At 60.6% G+C, this 17,166-nt stretch carries 23 protein-coding genes; 13 read left to right on the top strand and 10 right to left on the bottom strand.

The features are described 5' to 3' along the window. Nucleotides 1-141 precede the first annotated feature (141 nt). A complete protein-coding gene (locus CPY51_RS16290; protein WP_111161254.1) occupies nt 142-1,014 on the top strand; it encodes an NAD(P)-dependent oxidoreductase in 873 nt (290 codons plus the stop codon). Nucleotides 1,015-1,072: 58 nt separating this feature from the next. On the opposite strand, the gene CPY51_RS16285 is transcribed toward CPY51_RS16290, so the two are convergent. From CPY51_RS16285 to CPY51_RS16275, 3 genes are all read right to left on the bottom strand, one after another. After that, nucleotides 1,073-1,561, bottom strand: a complete 489-nt coding sequence (locus CPY51_RS16285) for an Lrp/AsnC family transcriptional regulator (protein ID WP_111161253.1) — start codon at nt 1,559-1,561, stop codon at nt 1,073-1,075. 66 nt (nt 1,562-1,627) lie between these two features. Further along, nucleotides 1,628-2,272 carry a uracil-DNA glycosylase family protein gene (locus tag CPY51_RS16280; protein WP_111161252.1) on the bottom strand — a complete coding sequence of 215 codons (645 nt, stop codon included), beginning with the start codon at nt 2,270-2,272 and terminating at the stop codon, nt 1,628-1,630. A 2-nt stretch (nt 2,273-2,274) separates the two neighbouring features. Beyond that, a complete protein-coding gene (locus CPY51_RS16275) occupies nt 2,275-2,844 on the bottom strand; it encodes a thermonuclease family protein (RefSeq protein WP_111161251.1) in 570 nt (189 codons plus the stop codon). A gap of 124 nt (nt 2,845-2,968) precedes the next feature. Here CPY51_RS16275 and CPY51_RS16270 point away from each other — a divergent pair, with 124 nt between their 5' ends. Then, entirely contained in the window at nt 2,969-4,498 is a 1,530-nt protein-coding gene (locus CPY51_RS16270) for a sensor histidine kinase (protein ID WP_111161250.1), read from the top strand. Here the strand turns inward: CPY51_RS16270 and CPY51_RS16265 are convergent, their stop codons facing one another. Continuing rightward, nucleotides 4,499-4,882: a diacylglycerol kinase gene (locus CPY51_RS16265; protein ID WP_195909555.1), complete on the bottom strand. Its 384-nt coding sequence runs from the start codon at nt 4,880-4,882 to the stop codon at nt 4,499-4,501. It lies immediately after the preceding gene. 124 nt (nt 4,883-5,006) lie between these two features. Beyond that, nucleotides 5,007-6,023, bottom strand: a complete 1,017-nt coding sequence (cobT, locus tag CPY51_RS16260; protein ID WP_111161248.1) for a nicotinate-nucleotide--dimethylbenzimidazole phosphoribosyltransferase — start codon at nt 6,021-6,023, stop codon at nt 5,007-5,009. Between the two features lie 136 nt (nt 6,024-6,159). On the opposite strand from cobT, the gene CPY51_RS16255 reads away from it, so the two are divergent. The 5 genes from CPY51_RS16255 to CPY51_RS16235 all read left to right on the top strand — a co-directional run bounded on the left by CPY51_RS16255 (nt 6,160) and on the right by CPY51_RS16235 (nt 8,615). Next, nucleotides 6,160-6,942, top strand: coding sequence for an adenosylcobinamide-GDP ribazoletransferase (locus tag CPY51_RS16255; RefSeq protein ID WP_111161247.1), 783 nt, complete (start codon nt 6,160-6,162; stop codon nt 6,940-6,942). A gap of 19 nt (nt 6,943-6,961) precedes the next feature. Further along, complete coding sequence (locus CPY51_RS16250) at nt 6,962-7,183, top strand: DUF1289 domain-containing protein (protein ID WP_111161246.1); 222 nt, start codon at nt 6,962-6,964, stop codon at nt 7,181-7,183. Then, entirely contained in the window at nt 7,180-7,881 is a 702-nt protein-coding gene (locus CPY51_RS16245; RefSeq protein ID WP_111161245.1) for a TIGR02281 family clan AA aspartic protease, read from the top strand. Before CPY51_RS16250 ends, CPY51_RS16245 begins: the two co-directional genes overlap by 4 nt. A gap of 78 nt (nt 7,882-7,959) precedes the next feature. After that, nucleotides 7,960-8,199: a FitA-like ribbon-helix-helix domain-containing protein gene (locus CPY51_RS16240; RefSeq protein ID WP_111161244.1), complete on the top strand. Its 240-nt coding sequence runs from the start codon at nt 7,960-7,962 to the stop codon at nt 8,197-8,199. After that, nucleotides 8,196-8,615, top strand: coding sequence for a type II toxin-antitoxin system VapC family toxin (locus CPY51_RS16235; RefSeq protein WP_111161243.1), 420 nt, complete (start codon nt 8,196-8,198; stop codon nt 8,613-8,615). Before CPY51_RS16240 ends, CPY51_RS16235 begins: the two co-directional genes overlap by 4 nt. A gap of 14 nt (nt 8,616-8,629) precedes the next feature. On the opposite strand, the gene CPY51_RS16230 is transcribed toward CPY51_RS16235, so the two are convergent. The 4 genes from CPY51_RS16230 to CPY51_RS16215 form a co-directional block, all read right to left on the bottom strand. Beyond that, complete coding sequence (locus tag CPY51_RS16230; RefSeq protein ID WP_111161242.1) at nt 8,630-9,391, bottom strand: ABC transporter permease; 762 nt, start codon at nt 9,389-9,391, stop codon at nt 8,630-8,632. Further along, entirely contained in the window at nt 9,388-10,314 is a 927-nt protein-coding gene (locus tag CPY51_RS16225; RefSeq protein ID WP_111161241.1) for an ABC transporter ATP-binding protein, read from the bottom strand. The genes CPY51_RS16230 and CPY51_RS16225 overlap by 4 nt, the downstream gene beginning before the upstream one ends. A 394-nt stretch (nt 10,315-10,708) precedes the next feature. Next, nucleotides 10,709-10,966, bottom strand: coding sequence for a hypothetical protein (locus CPY51_RS16220; protein WP_111161240.1), 258 nt, complete (start codon nt 10,964-10,966; stop codon nt 10,709-10,711). 69 nt (nt 10,967-11,035) lie between these two features. Next, the gene (locus tag CPY51_RS16215) at nt 11,036-12,343 is read right to left on the bottom strand and encodes an extensin-like domain-containing protein (RefSeq protein ID WP_111161422.1); all 1,308 of its coding nucleotides are present in this window, start codon (nt 12,341-12,343) and stop codon (nt 11,036-11,038) included. Between the two features lie 206 nt (nt 12,344-12,549). Here CPY51_RS16215 and CPY51_RS16210 point away from each other — a divergent pair, with 206 nt between their 5' ends. From CPY51_RS16210 to CPY51_RS16185, 6 genes are all read left to right on the top strand, one after another. Further along, on the top strand, nt 12,550-12,939 hold the full coding sequence (locus CPY51_RS16210) for an acyl-CoA thioesterase (protein WP_111161239.1): 390 nt from the start codon (nt 12,550-12,552) through the stop codon (nt 12,937-12,939). A gap of 2 nt (nt 12,940-12,941) precedes the next feature. Next, the gene (locus CPY51_RS16205) at nt 12,942-13,532 is read left to right on the top strand and encodes a hypothetical protein (protein ID WP_111161238.1); all 591 of its coding nucleotides are present in this window, start codon (nt 12,942-12,944) and stop codon (nt 13,530-13,532) included. Between the two features lie 11 nt (nt 13,533-13,543). Then, nucleotides 13,544-14,356, top strand: a complete 813-nt coding sequence (locus tag CPY51_RS16200; protein ID WP_111161237.1) for an AraC family transcriptional regulator — start codon at nt 13,544-13,546, stop codon at nt 14,354-14,356. 84 nt (nt 14,357-14,440) lie between these two features. Next, nucleotides 14,441-15,052, top strand: coding sequence for a LysE family translocator (locus CPY51_RS16195; protein WP_111161236.1), 612 nt, complete (start codon nt 14,441-14,443; stop codon nt 15,050-15,052). An 80-nt stretch (nt 15,053-15,132) separates the two neighbouring features. Continuing rightward, nucleotides 15,133-15,579: an SRPBCC family protein gene (locus tag CPY51_RS16190; protein ID WP_111161235.1), complete on the top strand. Its 447-nt coding sequence runs from the start codon at nt 15,133-15,135 to the stop codon at nt 15,577-15,579. Further along, nucleotides 15,566-15,904, top strand: coding sequence for an ArsR/SmtB family transcription factor (locus tag CPY51_RS16185; protein WP_195909547.1), 339 nt, complete (start codon nt 15,566-15,568; stop codon nt 15,902-15,904). The genes CPY51_RS16190 and CPY51_RS16185 overlap by 14 nt, the downstream gene beginning before the upstream one ends. Here the strand turns inward: CPY51_RS16185 and CPY51_RS16180 are convergent, their stop codons facing one another. Continuing rightward, nucleotides 15,905-17,083, bottom strand: coding sequence for a DUF1501 domain-containing protein (locus CPY51_RS16180; RefSeq protein ID WP_244598698.1), 1,179 nt, complete (start codon nt 17,081-17,083; stop codon nt 15,905-15,907). Nucleotides 17,084-17,166 lie beyond the last annotated feature (83 nt).

Raw genomic sequence — 17,166 nt, 5'->3', positions numbered from 1 at the left:
GAATTGCAATTCCGCCAAACGCCGGAAACGAGGAATTCTCGTTCGGGCATCCACACGCAGCGCGCCGAAGCGGCAAACACCCTTCCCCCTCTTTCACCTTTCCGCTAAGCCTCGAAGCCGAGTTTCAGAAAGGGTTCAAGAATGGCAAAAGTCGCGTTCATCGGCATGGGCGTCATGGGCTATCCCATGGCAGGACACCTCGCGGTCAAGGGCGGCCACGACATCACTGTCTATAATCGTACCGCCGCCAAGGCGGACGCCTGGGTGAAGCAATATGGCGGAAAGTCCGCCCCGACACCTGCCGCAGCTGCAGAAGGCGCTGATTTCGTCTTCACCTGCGTCGGCAATGACGACGACCTGCGGTCCGTAACGATCGGTGAGGACGGCGCAATTCCGGCCATGAAATCCGGCGCGATCCTCATAGACAACACCACGGCCAGCGCCGAAGTCGCGCGCGAGCTTTTTGCCGCGACCAAGGAAAAAGGTTGCGGCTTCATCGACGCCCCGGTCTCAGGCGGTCAGGCGGGTGCTGAAAATGGCGTGCTGACCGTCATGTGCGGTGGTGACGAGGCAACGTTCGACAAGGCAAAGCCGGTGATCGATGCCTATGCAAGGATGGTCGGGCTGATGGGCGCGGTCGGATCCGGCCAATTGACGAAGATGATCAACCAGATCTGCATCGCCGGCGTCGTTCAAGGTCTGGCGGAAGGCATCCATTTCGGCAAGCAGGCCGGCCTCGATATCGAAAAGGTCATTGAGGTGATCTCCAAGGGCGCCGCCGGCTCCTGGCAGATGGAAAACCGCCACAAGACGATGAATGCCGGGAAATACGACTTCGGCTTCGCCGTCGACTGGATGCGTAAGGACCTCGACATCGTCCTCACCGAAGCCCGCCGCAACGGCGCCAAACTTCCGGTGACGGCCCTCGTCGACCAATTCTACGGCGACGTCCAGGCGATGGGCGGCAAACGCTGGGATACGTCGTCGCTATTGGCACGGCTCGATCGGAAGTGATTGCCCAATTGACAACGCCCGCATTGCGCGGGCGTTGTCGCTTCCAATTCAGAAGCTCTCACTCGTCGTGCGACTTGGCGTTGTCCAGGATCATATAATCGAGCGGCAATTGGGTCGAGTACTTGATCTGCTCCATGGCGAAGACCGAGGACACGTCGCGGATCTCGATCTTGGCGATCATCCGCTTGTAGAACGCGTCATAGGCAGCGATATCAGGCACGACGACGCGCAGCAGATAATCGACATCGCCGCTCATGCGGTAGAATTCCACCACTTCGGGAAATTCCGAGACGACCTCGGAAAAGCGCTTCAGCCATTCGATCGAGTGGCTGCTGGTGCGGATCGAAACGAAGACGGTGACCTTGGTGTTGACCTTGACCGGATCGAGCAACGCTACGCGGCCGCGGATGACGCCGTCTTCTTCCATCTTCTGGATGCGCCGCCAGCAAGGTGTCGTGGAAAGGCCGACCTTCTTGGCAAGATCGGCCACTGCAAGCGTTGAATCCTCCTGCAAAAGCCGCAGGATCTTTCTGTCTAGACGGTCCATCCCCAATGTCCTTTCGAAATATATTCTCTATATAACCCGATTCCGACAAATGCGAAGAAACTTGTTTCAAGAAAGCAGGATTTTCACACGTTTTTGCAACTCCGGCACGAGCTCCGCTTCAAACCAGGGATTTCGCTTCAGCCAGCCGCTATTACGCCAGCTCGGATGAGGCAGCGGCAACATCGCGGGAGACCGGTTCGTCAGAAGATAGCGGCGCCACTCGGCGACGGTCTCCGTCATCGACGACATCCGTACCGACCCCAGGTGCCAGGTTTGCGCATATTGTCCGACTGTCAGGATGAGCTCGACCTGCGGCATCGCGGCCATCGCGGCCTGGCGCCAGAGCGGTGCGCATTCGCGGCGCGGCGGCAGATCGCCTCCCTTTGCGTCATAGCCCGGAAAACAGAAGCCCATCGGCACCATCGCAAATCGTTCCGCATCATAGAACATCCCGCGATCGACCCCCAGCCATTGGCGCAGCCGGTCGCCCGACGCGTCGTCGAATGGCAAGCCGCTTTGGTGGACCCTCAGGCCGGGCGCTTGTCCGGCAATGAGAATCCGCGCCCTGGACGATAGAACGACCACCGGTCGTGGCTCATGCGGCAGCCGATACTCCATCCCGCGCGCTGGTGCATCGCGGCAGACGCGGCACGCGGAAATATCCCGTCGCAGCAACTGCAGCGCGTCCTCGCGCCCGGCCTCGGTCGTCATCATCAGTTCCATCCTGCCAGGCGCTTCACGAAATCAGCCGCCGCCGCGAACAGATCCTGCCCTTTGGGACTACCTGCCTGCTCCTCTCGTCGGAAATCCTGCGGGCGCTCGAAATTGCCGGCCCACATCCCGGCACGCGCCGCCCGAGCCGCATTCTCCTCGGATCGATAGCTTCCGAAGGAAACGGCCATCCCCCGCCTCACCATCTCCGCGTTGATGTCATCTTCATTCGTTCGGCAGGTGACAAGCAACCGATCGTAGCGGTCGCGGTCATTGCCACGACACTCGATAGACCCACCCTGCAGAAGCTTAACAAGCAGCGCCCGAGCTTCCTGCCCGCAGAGCCAATGCACGCCATCCCGCTCACATTGCTGCCGGTATTCCGGCGCATCGATCCCGACCAGCCGAAAGCGGTCACCGCTGCGTGACAAACTATCCCCGTCGATGACGTTAAATCCACCCGATAGAGTGGTTTGCGGCCGGTTGTTCAACATCGCTGCAAAGAGCGCAATCAGCCCCAGAAGCGCGAATGCGGTGATCGCGTCACGACTGAGTCGACCGGATCGCGTCACGCTTTTGCCTCCTTGAAAAACAAATCCTTCGCAAAGATGGCAAACAGATCATTGCCGACGCAGCATCTTCTTAACGATTGGCGAATAGTCTGTAGCCATCTGCAGAACAAGTTTCAACGTGCACATGAGTAACGGCGTCAGCACATCGACAGATAAAATCATCGTTGACCGATCGCGCAGTCATCGCAACAAGGCCGTGTCCAAGGCTGTGCGACAGACGCGCGAAAGGCTGCAGACCGGTCATGTCGGCAATTTCGACCGCGAACTGATCGCGATGCATATCAGCGCCATGCTGCAGGGCGCGTCGATCATGCCGGTCTTCGTCGTCATCATCGCCGGTCTCGGCATCTATTTCACCCGCGACATTCAGATATTTACCTGGGCATTCCTGACGTTGAGCGCGCATGCGATCAACATGCTGCTCGCCAAGCGCGCCGCCAAACAGGAAATCACCTCCGAAAGCGCCCGCAAATGGCGACGCATCCTGATCCTCGGGCAGGTCCTGATAGGCTGCTGCTGGGCGTTTTTCGCGATACAGGGCTGCGCGACCTGCGAGGGTCAATCCTTCGCTGCCTACAAGGGAGCAATGCTGCTGGCCGCGGTCTGCGTCACCGCGATGTCGAATTTCATGCTGCCGCGCGCAGTCCTCTTTTCCTTCGCGCCGACGGTTCTTGCTCTCTGCTTCAGGGTCGCCCTCACGCGCGAGCCGCTTGATCTCGGCCTGATGGCGATCTTCGTCACCGCCGTCGTCTTCTTCACCTTCATCACCGACCGCCTTTTCCAGTCGAACCTGAAGATCCTGTCTTTCCAGTCGGAAAAGGACGACCTGATCGTCGAGCTCGAGGTGGCCAAATCGATGTCCGACGAAGCCCGCCGCCGCGCAGAAGAAGCAAACCTGGCCAAGTCCCGCTTCCTCGCTTCAATGTCGCACGAGCTCCGGACGCCGCTGAACGCGATCCTCGGCTTTTCCGAAGTCATGTCGGCGGAAGTCATGGGGCCGCTCAACAATCCGACCTACAAGGAATATACCGGCGACATCCACCGCTCCGGCCAGCATCTCCTCAACCTCATCAACGAAATTCTCGACCTGTCACGCATCGAGGCCGGAAAGTATGATTTGAGTGAAGAGGCGATCTCCCTGCTCGACATCGCCGAGGATTGCATCGGCATGGTGCAGCTGCGCGCCCGCGCCAAGAATATCTCGATCTCACAGCAGTTCGAACCAAAGCTCCCGTCCCTCTGGGCCGATGAGAAATCGCTGCGCCAGGTGGTCCTCAATCTGCTCTCCAACGCCGTCAAATTCACGCCTCAAGGCGGTGAGATCTGCGTCAAGGTCGGCTGGACAGCCGGCGGCGGTCAGTATGTCTCCATCAAGGACAACGGCCCCGGTATTCCGGAGGAGGAAATCCCGGTCGTTCTCTCTGCTTTTGGGCAAGGCTCGATCGCCATCAAGAGCGCCGAACAGGGCACCGGCCTCGGCCTGCCGATCGTCCAGGCGATCCTTGCAAAGCACGACGGGCAATTCATCCTGAAATCGAAGCTGCGCGAAGGCACCGAGGCAATCGCCATCCTGCCGGCAATGCGGGTGTTGCAGAGCCTGCCCGCCGTCGAGGATGCACTGACTGTCGGGCGCAAGAGGAAAAGCTTCGCCTGATCAGTGGAAGAAGAGGTGGCTGACGGTCGTGAAGATCAGATGCAGCCCGCAGGCAAGCAGCATGCAGAATACCGCGAACGAGCCCAGGTCCTTCGCATGCTTGCCAACGCTCGATATCTCCGGCGATATCTTGTCGATGACTTCCTCGACCGCAGTATTCATCGCCTCGATAGCGAAAAGCCCGAGAAACAGCATCACCGAAATCAAGATTTCCGGCAGCGTCGCACCGACCAGCGCCAGGATCGCCAGGGCAACCACGCAGAACAGCAGCTCCTGGCGAAACGCCGCCTCGTGCAGGATTCTAAGAAAACCACCCCAGGAATAACCGGCAGCCGCAAAGAAGTGCCTGATCCCTGTTTCCTTGGTTACCGCTGATTTCGACAATTCCGCCATTTCCCTATCCGGCTCATTATTTAGCATTCCTGCGAATACCTATTCGTCGAGGGCTAGGCAAGTCGGCAGCTCCGGCGATCCCACGTCCACTGCGGCATCACCGTCGATTGCCGGATCAATGCTTATTGGCGACACCCGCGTCCGCAAACGTCGCCATGCCTGAATGACACGCGGCGGCGGCCTTGACGATGCCAGCGGCCAGAGCCGCACCCGTCCCCTCGCCGAGCCGCATGCCAAGTGCCAGCAGCGGCGTCTTGCCGAGCTTCTCTATCGCCTTCAGATGGCCCGGTTCCGCGGAAACATGACCGATCAGGCAATGATCGAGAGCCGACGGATTAGCAGCCTTGAGGATAGAGGCAGCAGCCGTCGCCACATAGCCGTCGATTATGACGGGAATGCGCTCGACGCGCGCGGCAAGGATCGCACCGGCCATCGCGGCAATCTCGCGGCCACCGAGACGACGCAGGACTTCCAGCGGATCTGCGAGATGATCTCGGTGCAAGGCAACCGCCTTCTCGACGGCTGCAATCTTCCGCGTCAGCATTTCTCCCTCGGACCCCGTGCCCGGTCCGACCCATTCCGCAGCCGTCCCGCCGTAGAGCGCATAATTGATTGCCGCGGCGATCGTCGTGTTGCCGATGCCCATCTCGCCGATGCAGAGCAGGTCCGTGCCGCCGGCGATCGCCTCCATGCCGAAAGCCATCGTTGCCGCGCAGTCGCGTTCGGACAGTGCCGGCTCCTCGGTGATGTCGCCGGTCGGGTAATCGAGTGCAAGGTCGAACACCTTCAGGCCGAGATCGTAGGCGACGCAGATTTGATTGATGGCCGCGCCGCCAGCTGCGAAATTCTCCACCATCTGCTGCGTCACTTCAGGCGGAAACGGCGTTATCCCCTGCTTCGTCACCCCGTGATTGCCGGCAAAGATGGCCACAAGCGGGCGCGTCACGGAGGGTTTGCGGCCGGTCCAGGCCGCAAGCCAGAAGGCGATCTCCTCGAGGCGGCCAAGCGCACCCGGCGGTTTCGTCAGTTGCGCATCCCGTTCGCGCGCATCGGCGAGCGCCCGTGCATCGGGTCCCGGCAGGTCGCGCAACAGCGCACGGAAATCGTCGAATGGAAGCCCGGTGACGCTCATGATGGTGGTTCCTTGTCTTTTGGTCCCAAATCAGCTTTTTTGCTTGGCGACTCTCTTAATGACGGAAGCAGGCGCGAACAACTCCAAAAGCGCCGCCACCAGTCGCAGCCCAACGGGCAAAGGACAATAGAAGCCTATGGGCGTGAAGGACTATGCCGCCGATATCGCCCGCGCCCTCGCCTTCCTCAGCCGCATTCCGGTGCCGTCCTCCGTCTTCGAGGGCCACGATGGCAATCTCGGCCGCATCTCCAGTGCTTTTCCGGTAGCGGGGCTGATCATCGCCCTGCCGTCTGCCTTGGCGTTCGGCTTCCTGTTGCTGCTGCATGCCGATCCGCTGATGGCCGCCCTTCTCGCCTTGACGATCCAGACCGTGACGACAGGCGCACTGCACGAGGACGGTCTCAGCGACACCGCGGATGGGCTTGGCGGCGGCAAGGACCGCGACCGCAGCCTTGCCATCATGAAGGACAGCCGTATCGGCACCTATGGCGCAATCGCGCTGGTCCTCTCCTTCGCACTTCGAGCCGCGGCTCTTGCCGCGATTGCCCGCGGATTGCCGCCGCTACCAGCCGCACTCTCGATACCGGCCGCCGCGGCCGTCAGTCGCGGTGCCCTCGTATGGCACTGGTATTCCCTGCCTTCCGCAAAAAGCGACGGCGTGGCAGCCGCTGCTGGCAGGCCCGATAGCTCGGCGATGTGGGTAGCCCTGGCGACGGCGGCACTTGTCGCCGCGATCCTGCTGTGGCCCGGTGTTGGGCTGACATCCACAATGATCAGCCTATTTGTCGTCGCCCTCTGCACCGTCTTTTTCACCGCGCACATACGCCGGAGGCTGTCGGGGCACACCGGGGACACCATCGGCGCGGCGCAGCAGATTTGTGAAATCGCTACTTTTTGCGCACTTGCCATGTGCATTTGAAGCGACGATATATTGCCTCATGCAAACACCCTGTATCCTCGTCTGTTCGATCGACATGAAGACCGGCTATTGCTTCGGTTGCGGACGTACGCGCGAAGAGATCGGCGAGTGGACGCTCTATAGCAATGAGCAGCGCAGCCAGATCATGGAGGCCTTGCCCGCCCGCCTCGAAGGCGTGGAGCGCAAGCCGCGCAGGGAAACTTTGCGAAAGCGGCTGGCACGGGAGCGCAGCACCGTATGAACCGCCTGACCGTCGTCCTTGCCGTGCTCGGCATCGGCCTGGCGCTTCTGGTCTTCAACCACGACACCGGCACAACCCTCGGCATCGACAACAACGATTTCGGACGCGTCATTTATCTGCTGCCAATCGCCCTGGTGCTTAGCGCCGGCATCTGGGCAAGCCGCCGCACCGTCAGCGAGACCCTGCGCAATCTCCTGATCTGGCTCGTCATAATCCTCGCCCTTGCAACCGCCTATCTATACCGCCACGACGCAATGGAAGTGGGCAACCGCCTGCTTGCCGGTCTGATCCCAGGACGCGCTTTCGTCGTGACGACCAGCGAAGGTGGCCAGGAGGTCATCCTGCACAAACTGCTCAACGGCCACTTCGAAGCCGATGTCAGGATCAATGGCCAGAAAATCGAGATGCTTGTCGACACGGGCGCCAGCATGGTTGCCCTGTCGCACGACGACGCCGCCCGCGTCGGCCTCATTCCTGAAAACCTTAACTACTCGATGACCGTGATGACGGCCAACGGCCGCGCTCGCGCCGCCCCTGTCGAACTCGGAGACGTCTCGATCGGCCCCATCTCGCGCCGGGACGTCGCCGCCACCGTTGCCGAGAAAGGCAAGCTCGACCAGAGCCTGCTGGGCATGAGCTTCCTAGAAACCCTCGGCTCGATGCAGATGCAGACGGATGAACTGCGGCTTAGGGATTGATGGGTTTCGATGAAACGTGTTTGATATCATCGCGCGAAAATGATATCATCACTCTCCGACCACGAGGATGCTTGTCGAATGGTCGCAGTGACAATCCGCAATCTGCCTGAAGAGACGCATCGTGCGCTGAAGCTGCGCGCGGCCAAAAACGGGCACAGCACCGAGGCTGAAATCAGGGCGATATTGGAGGACGCGGTTCATCCAGCCGACAGCGTCAAGGTTGGCTCTGCATTGGCAGCTTTCGGCCGTCGGTTCGGTGGTCTTGATCTTGATGTCAGCCGCGATCCGGCGCCGATGAAGCCGGCAACCTTCGAATGATCATTCTGGATACCAATGTTGTTTCTGAGCCAATGAAATCAGGCGCGGATTCGGCTGTTGTCGCTTGGCTGGATCGGCAACCGGTAGAGACGCTGTATTTGACGGCCATAAGTCTCGCCGAACTGCTTGTCGGTATCGAAGTCCTACCGGACGGCAGACGGAAAGACGGGTTGGGCGACGCTCTGAATGAGCTGATATCCGGACTATTCGGAATGCGTGTCCTGCCTTTCGATGAGAAGGCAGCGGCCACATACGCCTCGCTGGTGAGCCGTGCACGCGGCAGTGGCCACACCATCTCCATGGCAGATGGGCAGGTCGCCGCTATCGCCGCCACTTGCGGCTTCACTGTCGCGACACGCGATATCTCTCCGTTCCTTGCGGCCGGCGTGCCCGTCGTCAACCCGTGGCGTGAATGATCTGCGAAGCTTCTTCAGTTCCGCAGCCGATACCCAGTCTTGAATATCCACCCGAGCGTTCCGAGGCAGATCACCAGGAACAGCGAGATCATCGCGAGGCTGATGGCCGGGTTTACGTCTGCGATGCCGTAGAAGCTCCAGCGGAAGCCGCTGACGAGGTATAGCACCGGGTTGAGGTGACTGACCGCCTGCCAGAAGGGCGGCAGCATGTTGATCGAATAGAAGCTGCCGCCGAGGAAGGTCAGCGGCGGTACGACGAGCATCGGGATCAGGTTGAGCTGCTCGAAATTCTTTGCCCATATGCCGATCATGAACCCGAACAGGCTGAACGTGACCGCCGTCAGCACGAAAAACAGCGCCATCATGAAGGGATGGAGGATTGTGACGTGCACGAAGAAATTGGCGGTGATCAGGATGATGACGCCGATTATCATTCCCTTGGTCGCCGCCGCCCCGACATAGCCGAGCACGATCTCCGTCATTGCAACGGGCGCCGATAGTAGCTCGTAGATAGTGCCGACGAACTTCGGGAAATAGATGCCGAAAGAGCCGTTGCTGATGCATTGCCCGAGCAGCGTCAGCATGATCAGGCCCGGCGTGATGAAGGCGCCGTAGGAAATGCCCTCGACCTCCTGGATGCGAGAGCCGACGGCCGCCCCGAACACGATGAAATAGAGCGACGTGGAGATGACAGGCGAAACGACGCTCTGCAGAAGCGTGCGTCGCGTGCGCGCCATTTCAAACAGATAGATGGACTTGACTGCCTCGAAGTTCATTTGTCCTCTCCCACAAGCTGGACGAAAATGTCCTCGAGCGAGCTCTGCCGTGTCGACAGGTCCTTGAAGTGAATGCCTTGGGCGCCGATGCTGGTCAGCAGCGTGCCTATGCGCGCCTGCTCGTGCTCCGCATCGAAATCATAGATCAGCGTATTGCCGCCGGCGCCGATCGAGAGGCCGTTGCCGCCAAGGCATTCCGGCAATGTCTCGAGCGGCTCGGTCAGGTCGAGGATCAATTGCTTGCGGCCGAGCTTCGCCATAAGCTTATTCTTATCCTCGACAAGCAAAAGCCGGCCGCCGTTGATGACGCCGACACGGTCGGCGATCTCCTCGGCCTCCTCGATGTAGTGCGTCGTCAAGATGATGGTGACACCTGAGGCGCGCAGTGCCTCGACCACATGCCACATATCCTTGCGCAGGCTGACGTCGACGCCGGCCGTCGGCTCGTCGAGAAACAGGATCTGCGGCTCGTGCGACAACGCCTTGGCAATGAGCACGCGCCGCTTCATTCCGCCCGAAAGCTCGCGCAGCGTGTTATCGCGCTTTTCCCAGAGCGACAGGTCGCGCAGGACCTTTTCGATATGGGCCGGGTTGGGCTTCTTGCCATGCAGGCCGCGGGAAAAGCTCACCGTATTCCAGACGGTCTCGAACTGATCGGTCGTCAGCTCCTGCGGAACCAGCCCGATCAGCGTGCGGGTCGCCCGGAAATCCTTGACCACGTCGTGGCCGGCCACCGTCACCGTGCCGCCGCTCGGATTGGAAATGCCGCAGACGATGGAGATCATCGTCGTCTTGCCGGCCCCGTTCGGCCCGAGCAATGCCAGGATCTCGCCCTTGGCGACGTCGAGATCGATGCCCTTCAGAGCCTGAAACCCATTGGCATAGGTCTTGGTGAGATTGCGGATTGATATGATTGGCGTCATGGCGGGATTTATCAGGCTTTTCGAATATTTCGGTGGCAACTGCCCGCTATATAGCCGTCGCAGCAGCTTTTGCCATCCCGTCAGCCGCGAACAGTGTGTTCAGGCTCAAACAATCAGTTGCAGACGCCGCACGTCATCAAACCGTGACTTTCATGGGCGATAACCCCGTCAGGCGATGGCGTCTGCCGCACCCCGCCCAACGCCCCTTAGCGGCACGCAACCGCCTTTCATACTCAAAGTCCTTTTTGCCGATTCTGTTTCAACCAAACGCATTTCGATATCAAATTCATTTTTTGGAGCCAGCAAAACCCTGTTATATCGCTGAGCACCATTCAAGCCGGCCCTAGCGCCGGCTTTTTTTCGCGAAGCTTCGCCGTACCGAGCGGCCCCTGACCTACCACATGCCGTTGACGCCACAGCCGGCCGGCGGCAAGGTTTTGTCACCGAAGCGTTCCTTCAGCTTCGCGCACCCCATCTCGCGGATTGGCGTCGGCATTATCATGTTGAGACCGATGCCGACCTCGTCGAAGGGATCGTCCGCATAGGCGACGTAGGCATACCAGCGCCCGCCGAACACGACGACAATTGCAACGATAGCCGCGACCAGCGCGATACCGAGCCCCCTTCTCCTACCCCGCACTCTTTCTTCCATTCAATTGCTCCCTTGAGCTGGATGAGATGTGCTGCCGACCGAGCGCGGCAAATCCGCCCGGAATAGATATTACAGGCTGCAATAGCGCCTGCCACCATGTCGTTCCCGGAGGTCGAAGTGAAAGTGGTTCCAATGCTCCGGGTTGCTGCCGGGTCCGAGGACGGTGTCAAAGTAGCGGCAGCTATCCGAGCGGACCGCCTTCAGGAGTGCGCCTTCCCGGAAAGAGAACAAGCCCTTCTTGCGAATGTCGATCTCGTGGCCGTTCTTCAGCACGAACTTGCCGACGTCGATGGCGTTGCCATGGGCATGCTCAGACATCGGGTTGTAGCGTTGCGAACTGTTGTTCATGCGCCGGCAGGAATAGCCGCCGAGCGGAATGATCGTGCCGACGCCCGACCAGTAGCGCGTGCGAGCAGCCGGTGCGAGCTCGTTCTTCACCCATTTGGCAAAGGCGAGCGTCACCTGGCAGTTCAGCGTCACCGCCGGCTTGACGGCGATATCGCCGGAAAGGCCGCGAAGCGAGACGGGATAGGGCACCTGGCAGGACGGACCGTTGGAGATCGGCGGCTTGTCCTCGAACACCACGCCCATCCGCTTGAGTTCCTGGCGGCATTGCAGCTCCGAGGCAGGCATCATGCCGGGCATTGCCGGCGTCGATTGCGGGGCGGTGTCGGGCTCCGGGGCAAGCATCGGGTTCTGCGCGCGCGGCAGCATCGCAACCTGCTGCCCCTGTTGCCATGCCCGGTTCTGGCTGATTTGCGCCTGCATTACAGAACGCGGCAGAGCGCGCTGATTTGCCCGCGTCGGCCCGTTCGTCTGCGTGGGGTCGTCAGTGCCGATGCCGTCGACGACGGGCTCGTCGGAATTGCCCTCGGCGATGTTCTGCTCCTCCTCCTGCGCCAGGCCGATAACGGCCTGGTCCGAGGCAGATTGACCTTCAGCACCCTGCCCGCCTGCCGGCTCTACACCGAGGCCGGCATCCATGTTGACGCCTTGTGACGGGATTGGGGTCTGCCGGCTACCGCTGGCGAAGGCCACGTTCTCTCCGGCATTCACAGGCGGGGCGCTTTGGCTGGATGCACTCTCCATCGCTTGCGGTGCGACAGGCTGCCGGGACCCCGGAGCGTGGCCAAGGCCGGCAAGATTTGGCGTGTCGAGAAAATCGACCGAGGCGGAGCGGACGGGCGCCGTATTGCTGGAATAGGCGTATTGCCTCTGTGGAGCGATGGCCGGCGAAACCCGGCGAGGCTGGATGGAGCTGACATGCGTGCTGCCGACGCTCGAGGGCGGCATCAGGCTATCCGCCGAGCAGGCAACCAGCGCGGAGGACAGGAACAGCGATAGCAGGGATTTCTGCAGAAACGGAAAATACGCCATATACTCCATCCACGTCTGCTGCCAGTCCAGGTCCGCTGCAATGGTCGGCATTTCCTTCAAATTTAAATAAAAACGGTAAATGAAGACTTACTTCTTCATGGCAGCGAAAGGGCCTTAGTGTGACCTTTGCAAGGGAGGTCTTTTCCATTCTGCCGCGATTGCCTAGGGTGTCGGGAATCAACACCCGCGCCGACAGGAGCCACCGGATGACCGATATAGCAAAGCCGAGGGGCGAGCTGACCTTGCGAACGCTTGCGATGCCCGCCGACGCCAATCCTGCAGGCGATATCTTCGGCGGCTGGGTCATGGCGCAGATGGACTTGGCAAGCGGTATCCGCGCCGCCGAGCGCGCCAAGGGACGCGTCGTGACGGCGGCGGTCAAGGAAATGGCATTCGAACTGCCGGTGAAGATCGGCGATACGATGAGCATCTACACCCACATCACCCGGGTCGGCACGACATCGATCACGCTGTCGGTCGAAGCCTGGGCCCAGCGCTTTCGCTATGAGAAGATGGAAAAAGTGACGGCCGGCACCTTCATCATGGTAGCGCTCGACGAAGACGGAAAACCGAAGGCAGTGCCTCCGGAGGGCTGAGCATGGGATCGGCAGCAAGTACGGCGGAGATCTACGTCTACATCAGGACGGTGATGTCGATTGTCATCAGCCTCAGCCTTGCCCGCTTGCTCACCGGCCTGGCAGGCTTCGTACAGTCGCCCGGCAAGCACAGGGTTTACCTGGTCCAGCTTGGCTGGGTGCTGTCGATGTTCCTGTTCATCATCCATTTCTGGTGGTGGGAATACCGGCTGCAGTCGCTCGCCGTCATCAGTTTCGGCGTCTATCTCTTCCTGATCTGCTTCTGCTGCCTGTTCTTCTTCCTCTGCGTCCTGCTCTTCCCGACCTCGGTCGACGAGTACGGCGGCTACGAGGAATATTTCATCTCGCGCCGCCGCTGGTTCTTCGGACTTCTGGCCGTGACCTACGCGGTCGACCTGGTCGATACCTTCCTCAAGGGCCATGCCTATTTCCAGTCGCTCGGCTGGGAATACCCGATCCGCAACGCCGCCTTCATCGTACTCTGCGTCGTCGCGGCGCTCACCGCCAATCGCCGCTTCCAGGCGATCTTCGTCAGCATCGGCCTGATCTACCAGATCACCTTCATCTTCCGTTTCTATGACGTGCTCGGCTGAGGAGATGACGGATGGCAACAGGCCAGTTCAGAATGCAGCGCTGCAACCTCGCCGGTGTGGAAGCCGTCGAGGCGGAAACCAGCCATGTATTCCCGAAGCACACCCACGAGCAGTTTGGCATCGGCGTGATCTTTCGCGGCGCGCAGAAGTCGCTTAGCGGGCGCGGGATCGTCGAAGCAGGCCCCGGAAACATGATTACCGTCAACCCGGGCGAGGTTCACGACGGCACGCCGATCGGCGAAACCGGCCGCTCCTGGAAGATGCTCTATTTCGACCCGCGGATAGTCACCGACCTGCACCTGGATATCAGCGAAGGCAAGATCGCCGACTTCGAGTTTTCGCGACCGGTCATGACGGAGCCGTATCTTGCCAACCGTTTCCAGGCTGTATTTGCGGCAATGACGGCCGACGAAAACGGCAGCGCGGCGATGCGCCGGGAAGAGACTCTTCTGAGGTTGTTGGCCGACCTCGTGCCCGGACCCAAAGGGTTCGAGGCGCGGCAACCGATCCCGAAGGCGATCTCAAGGTCGAAAGCCCTGATAGACGACGATCCGGCAGCGAGCCTTACACTTGCCGATCTTGCACGCGAAAGCGGCATGAGCCGGTTTCAGCTCTTGCGCACCTTTGCAAGGGTCACTGGCCTGACACCGCACGCCTACCTGATCCAGCGCCGCATCCACCTCGCGCGGCGGCTGATTGCCGGCGGCAGGCCCTTGGCGGACGCGGCGATCGACAGCGGTTTCGCGGACCAAAGCCATATGACCCGGATATTCATCCGCAACTATGGCGTCTCCCCCGGCGCTTATGCCGTTGCGATGAACTGATCGACACCTGCAATTCCGTTCAAGACGCGGACCCGGTCGACCTGCTTTTCTATGGTTTTCCCTGGAGAGCCCGGAGAGCCGCCCATGACCCTTGAATATCTGCTGACGTCGATGATCGTCATTCTTCTGCCCGGCCCGGGCGTTCTCTACACGCTTGCCTATGGCCTGAGCAAAGGCTGGCGGGCCAGCATCCTTGCTGCCTTCGGCTGCACCTTCGGCATAGTCCCCAGCATCGCCGCAAGCGTGGTCGGGCTCGCCGCCCTCCTCCACGCCAGCGCCTTGGCCTTCCAGATCATCAAATATCTCGGTGTCGCCTACCTGTTCTACATGGCCTGGGGCACACTCAGATCAGGGGGTGCCCTGCAGATATCGGAACAGCAGGCAACCGTCCCTCCGACGAAGATCGTCGTCAACGGCTTCCTGCTCAACATCTTCAATCCAAAACTGTCGATATTCTTTCTCGCCTTCCTGCCGCAGTTCGTGCCCGCGAACATCCCGAACCCGACATCCTACATGCTGGGATTAGCCGCGATCTTCATGTTGCTGACCTTTATCGTCTTCGTCGGATACGGCGCCTTCGCCTCCGCCACGCGGCGCTACGTGATCTCACGGCCAGGCATCATGCTTTGGCTCCGCCGGGGATTTGCCGGAGCTTTCGGCCTGCTCGGCCTCAAGCTCGCGATTGCTCATCAATAAAGACCCGAAAAAGCGCAACCCGATGGTTGCTATTCTCGATTTCTTGAGGCAAGGTAAAGGGCAACCAGGAGGTTGCCGATATGACAAACACCGTTGAGAAAACGATGGAGCTGAATGCACCCGTCGACAGGGTCTGGCGGGCGCTGACCGATCACAGACAGTTCGGCGAATGGTTCAAGGTCAAGCTGGACGCGCCCTTCGTGCCGGGTCGCCTTGCGACAGGCCAGATAACCTATCCCGGCTACGAGCATGTCAAATGGCAGGCGACGATCAAAGCCATGGAAGAGCCGCGCCTGTTCTCCTTCACCTGGCATCCCTACGCGATCGAGCCCGACGTTGATTATTCGAAGGAGACGCCGACGCTGGTCGAATTCCGGCTGGCGCCGACTGCTACGGGAACACACCTGACCGTCGTGGAAACCGGCTTCGACGCGCTGCCGCCGCACCGCCGGTCGGATGCCTTGCGGATGAACGACAAGGGATGGGCGATGCAGATGGAGAACATCAAGGCGCATGTTGAGCGATAGAATCGCCGCCCACGGCGCAAATCCGGCCATGATCTTTGCTGCCCTTGGAGACCGGACGCGACTGTCGCTGCTGACGCGGCTGAGCGATGGACAGGCACGCTCCATTGCCGGCCTGTCGGCCGATACCGACATCACGCGCCAGGCCGTCACCAAACACCTTCGCGTCCTCGAAGAGGCGGGCCTCGTCAAAAGCATGCGCATCGGCCGCGAAAGCCAGTTCGCCTTCAAACCGGAACCGTTTGTCGAGCTGAGAGCCTACCTCGACAGCGTTTCCCGACAATGGGACGACGCCCTCTCCCGGCTTCGGACGTTTGTGGAGGATTGATCAGACCCGCAGGAACTGCGAGGATTTTGCGAAATCGAGGCTTGGAAAGATCTTCGCCGTCAGATCGTCGGGCCTGACGTCGAATTGGCGGGATAGCATCGCTGCCGCCACTTCGCGCACATCCGCCGTTGGCATCAGGTCGCGATCGTCGAGAAGCTGCCCGTCCTTCAATCCCGGCCACTTGCCGAGAACCTTGCCGCCATTGATGCCGCCGCCGGCAAGCAGGCAACAGCCGCCGGTCCCATGGTCGGTGCCGCCGGAACCGTTTTGTCGGACGGTGCGCCCGAATTCGGTCATGGCAAGCACGACAGTCGTCTTCCACGCATCCGGCCCGAGCGTGTTCTTCAGCGTCACCACTGCCTGCGTCAGGTCACCTGCTGCCTTCTTGAACTGGCTCGCCTGCTGCACATGCGTGTCCCAGCCATTGATCGAGAAACTGGCGATGCGATATTCGCGAAGCAGCATCTTGCCTACAAGTGCCGCGATATCGGTAATCTGCTCGCCGCGCTTGGCGCCCGGCATAGTGCCCATCTCGGCCGATTTATCCGCCCGCACCGCCTCGTCCATGGCCTTGGCGAAGGCGGGATCGTTGGCATAGAGGCGCGTCAGGAACTGCAGCTCGTCCGCGGCCGCGCCGAAGGTGGAATCCGAGGCCCAGACGTCGACGATATTGGGACCGGAGAGGATCAGTTCGGTCGAGGTGTTGATGTCGATCGCCTTGCGCGCCGTCGAACGCGGTATGACATCCAGCGCCCTGTTCAGCCAGCCGGTCTTTTCCTCGCTGACATGCCCTCCGCCGGATTCCAGCATGTCCTGCCCGTCGAAATGGCTGCGCGCATCGCGATACGGCGTGGAGACGGCATGGATGAAGGCCAATTCTTTCGCCTGCCACAGCGGCATGAGATCGGCCGCCGCCGGATGCAAGCCGAAGAAGCCGTCAAGATCGAGCAACCCCTTGTCCGGGGCGATCGCAATATCGGGCCGCAGCCCGGCGAAGGATGCCTCGCCATAGGGCTGCACCAGATCGAGCCCATCCATGGCGCCGCGCAAAACGATCGTCACGAGGCGGTTGTCGCCAGGCATTGCCGCAAAGGTCAGCGGCGTGAACACGGGCGCCGCCGCCAGACAGCAGGCAGTGGCCAGGAAGCCGCGGCGCGAAAGGGAAAGTTCCTTGCTCATCATCCTGCTCCTTGGGCATTGCTCGAAAAATTGGGAATCGGCTTGTCGAAAAATTGATGCGAAGAAAAACGAAGGCATCGCCG

The organism is Arminella tubonensis, from assembly GCF_003240585.1.
In the GTDB taxonomy this organism is placed as follows: Bacteria; Pseudomonadota; Alphaproteobacteria; order Rhizobiales; family Rhizobiaceae; genus Rhizobium; species Rhizobium tubonense.
The sequence above is the reverse complement of the archived record's forward strand: the minus strand, read 5'-3'. Positions and strand labels throughout refer to the sequence as shown.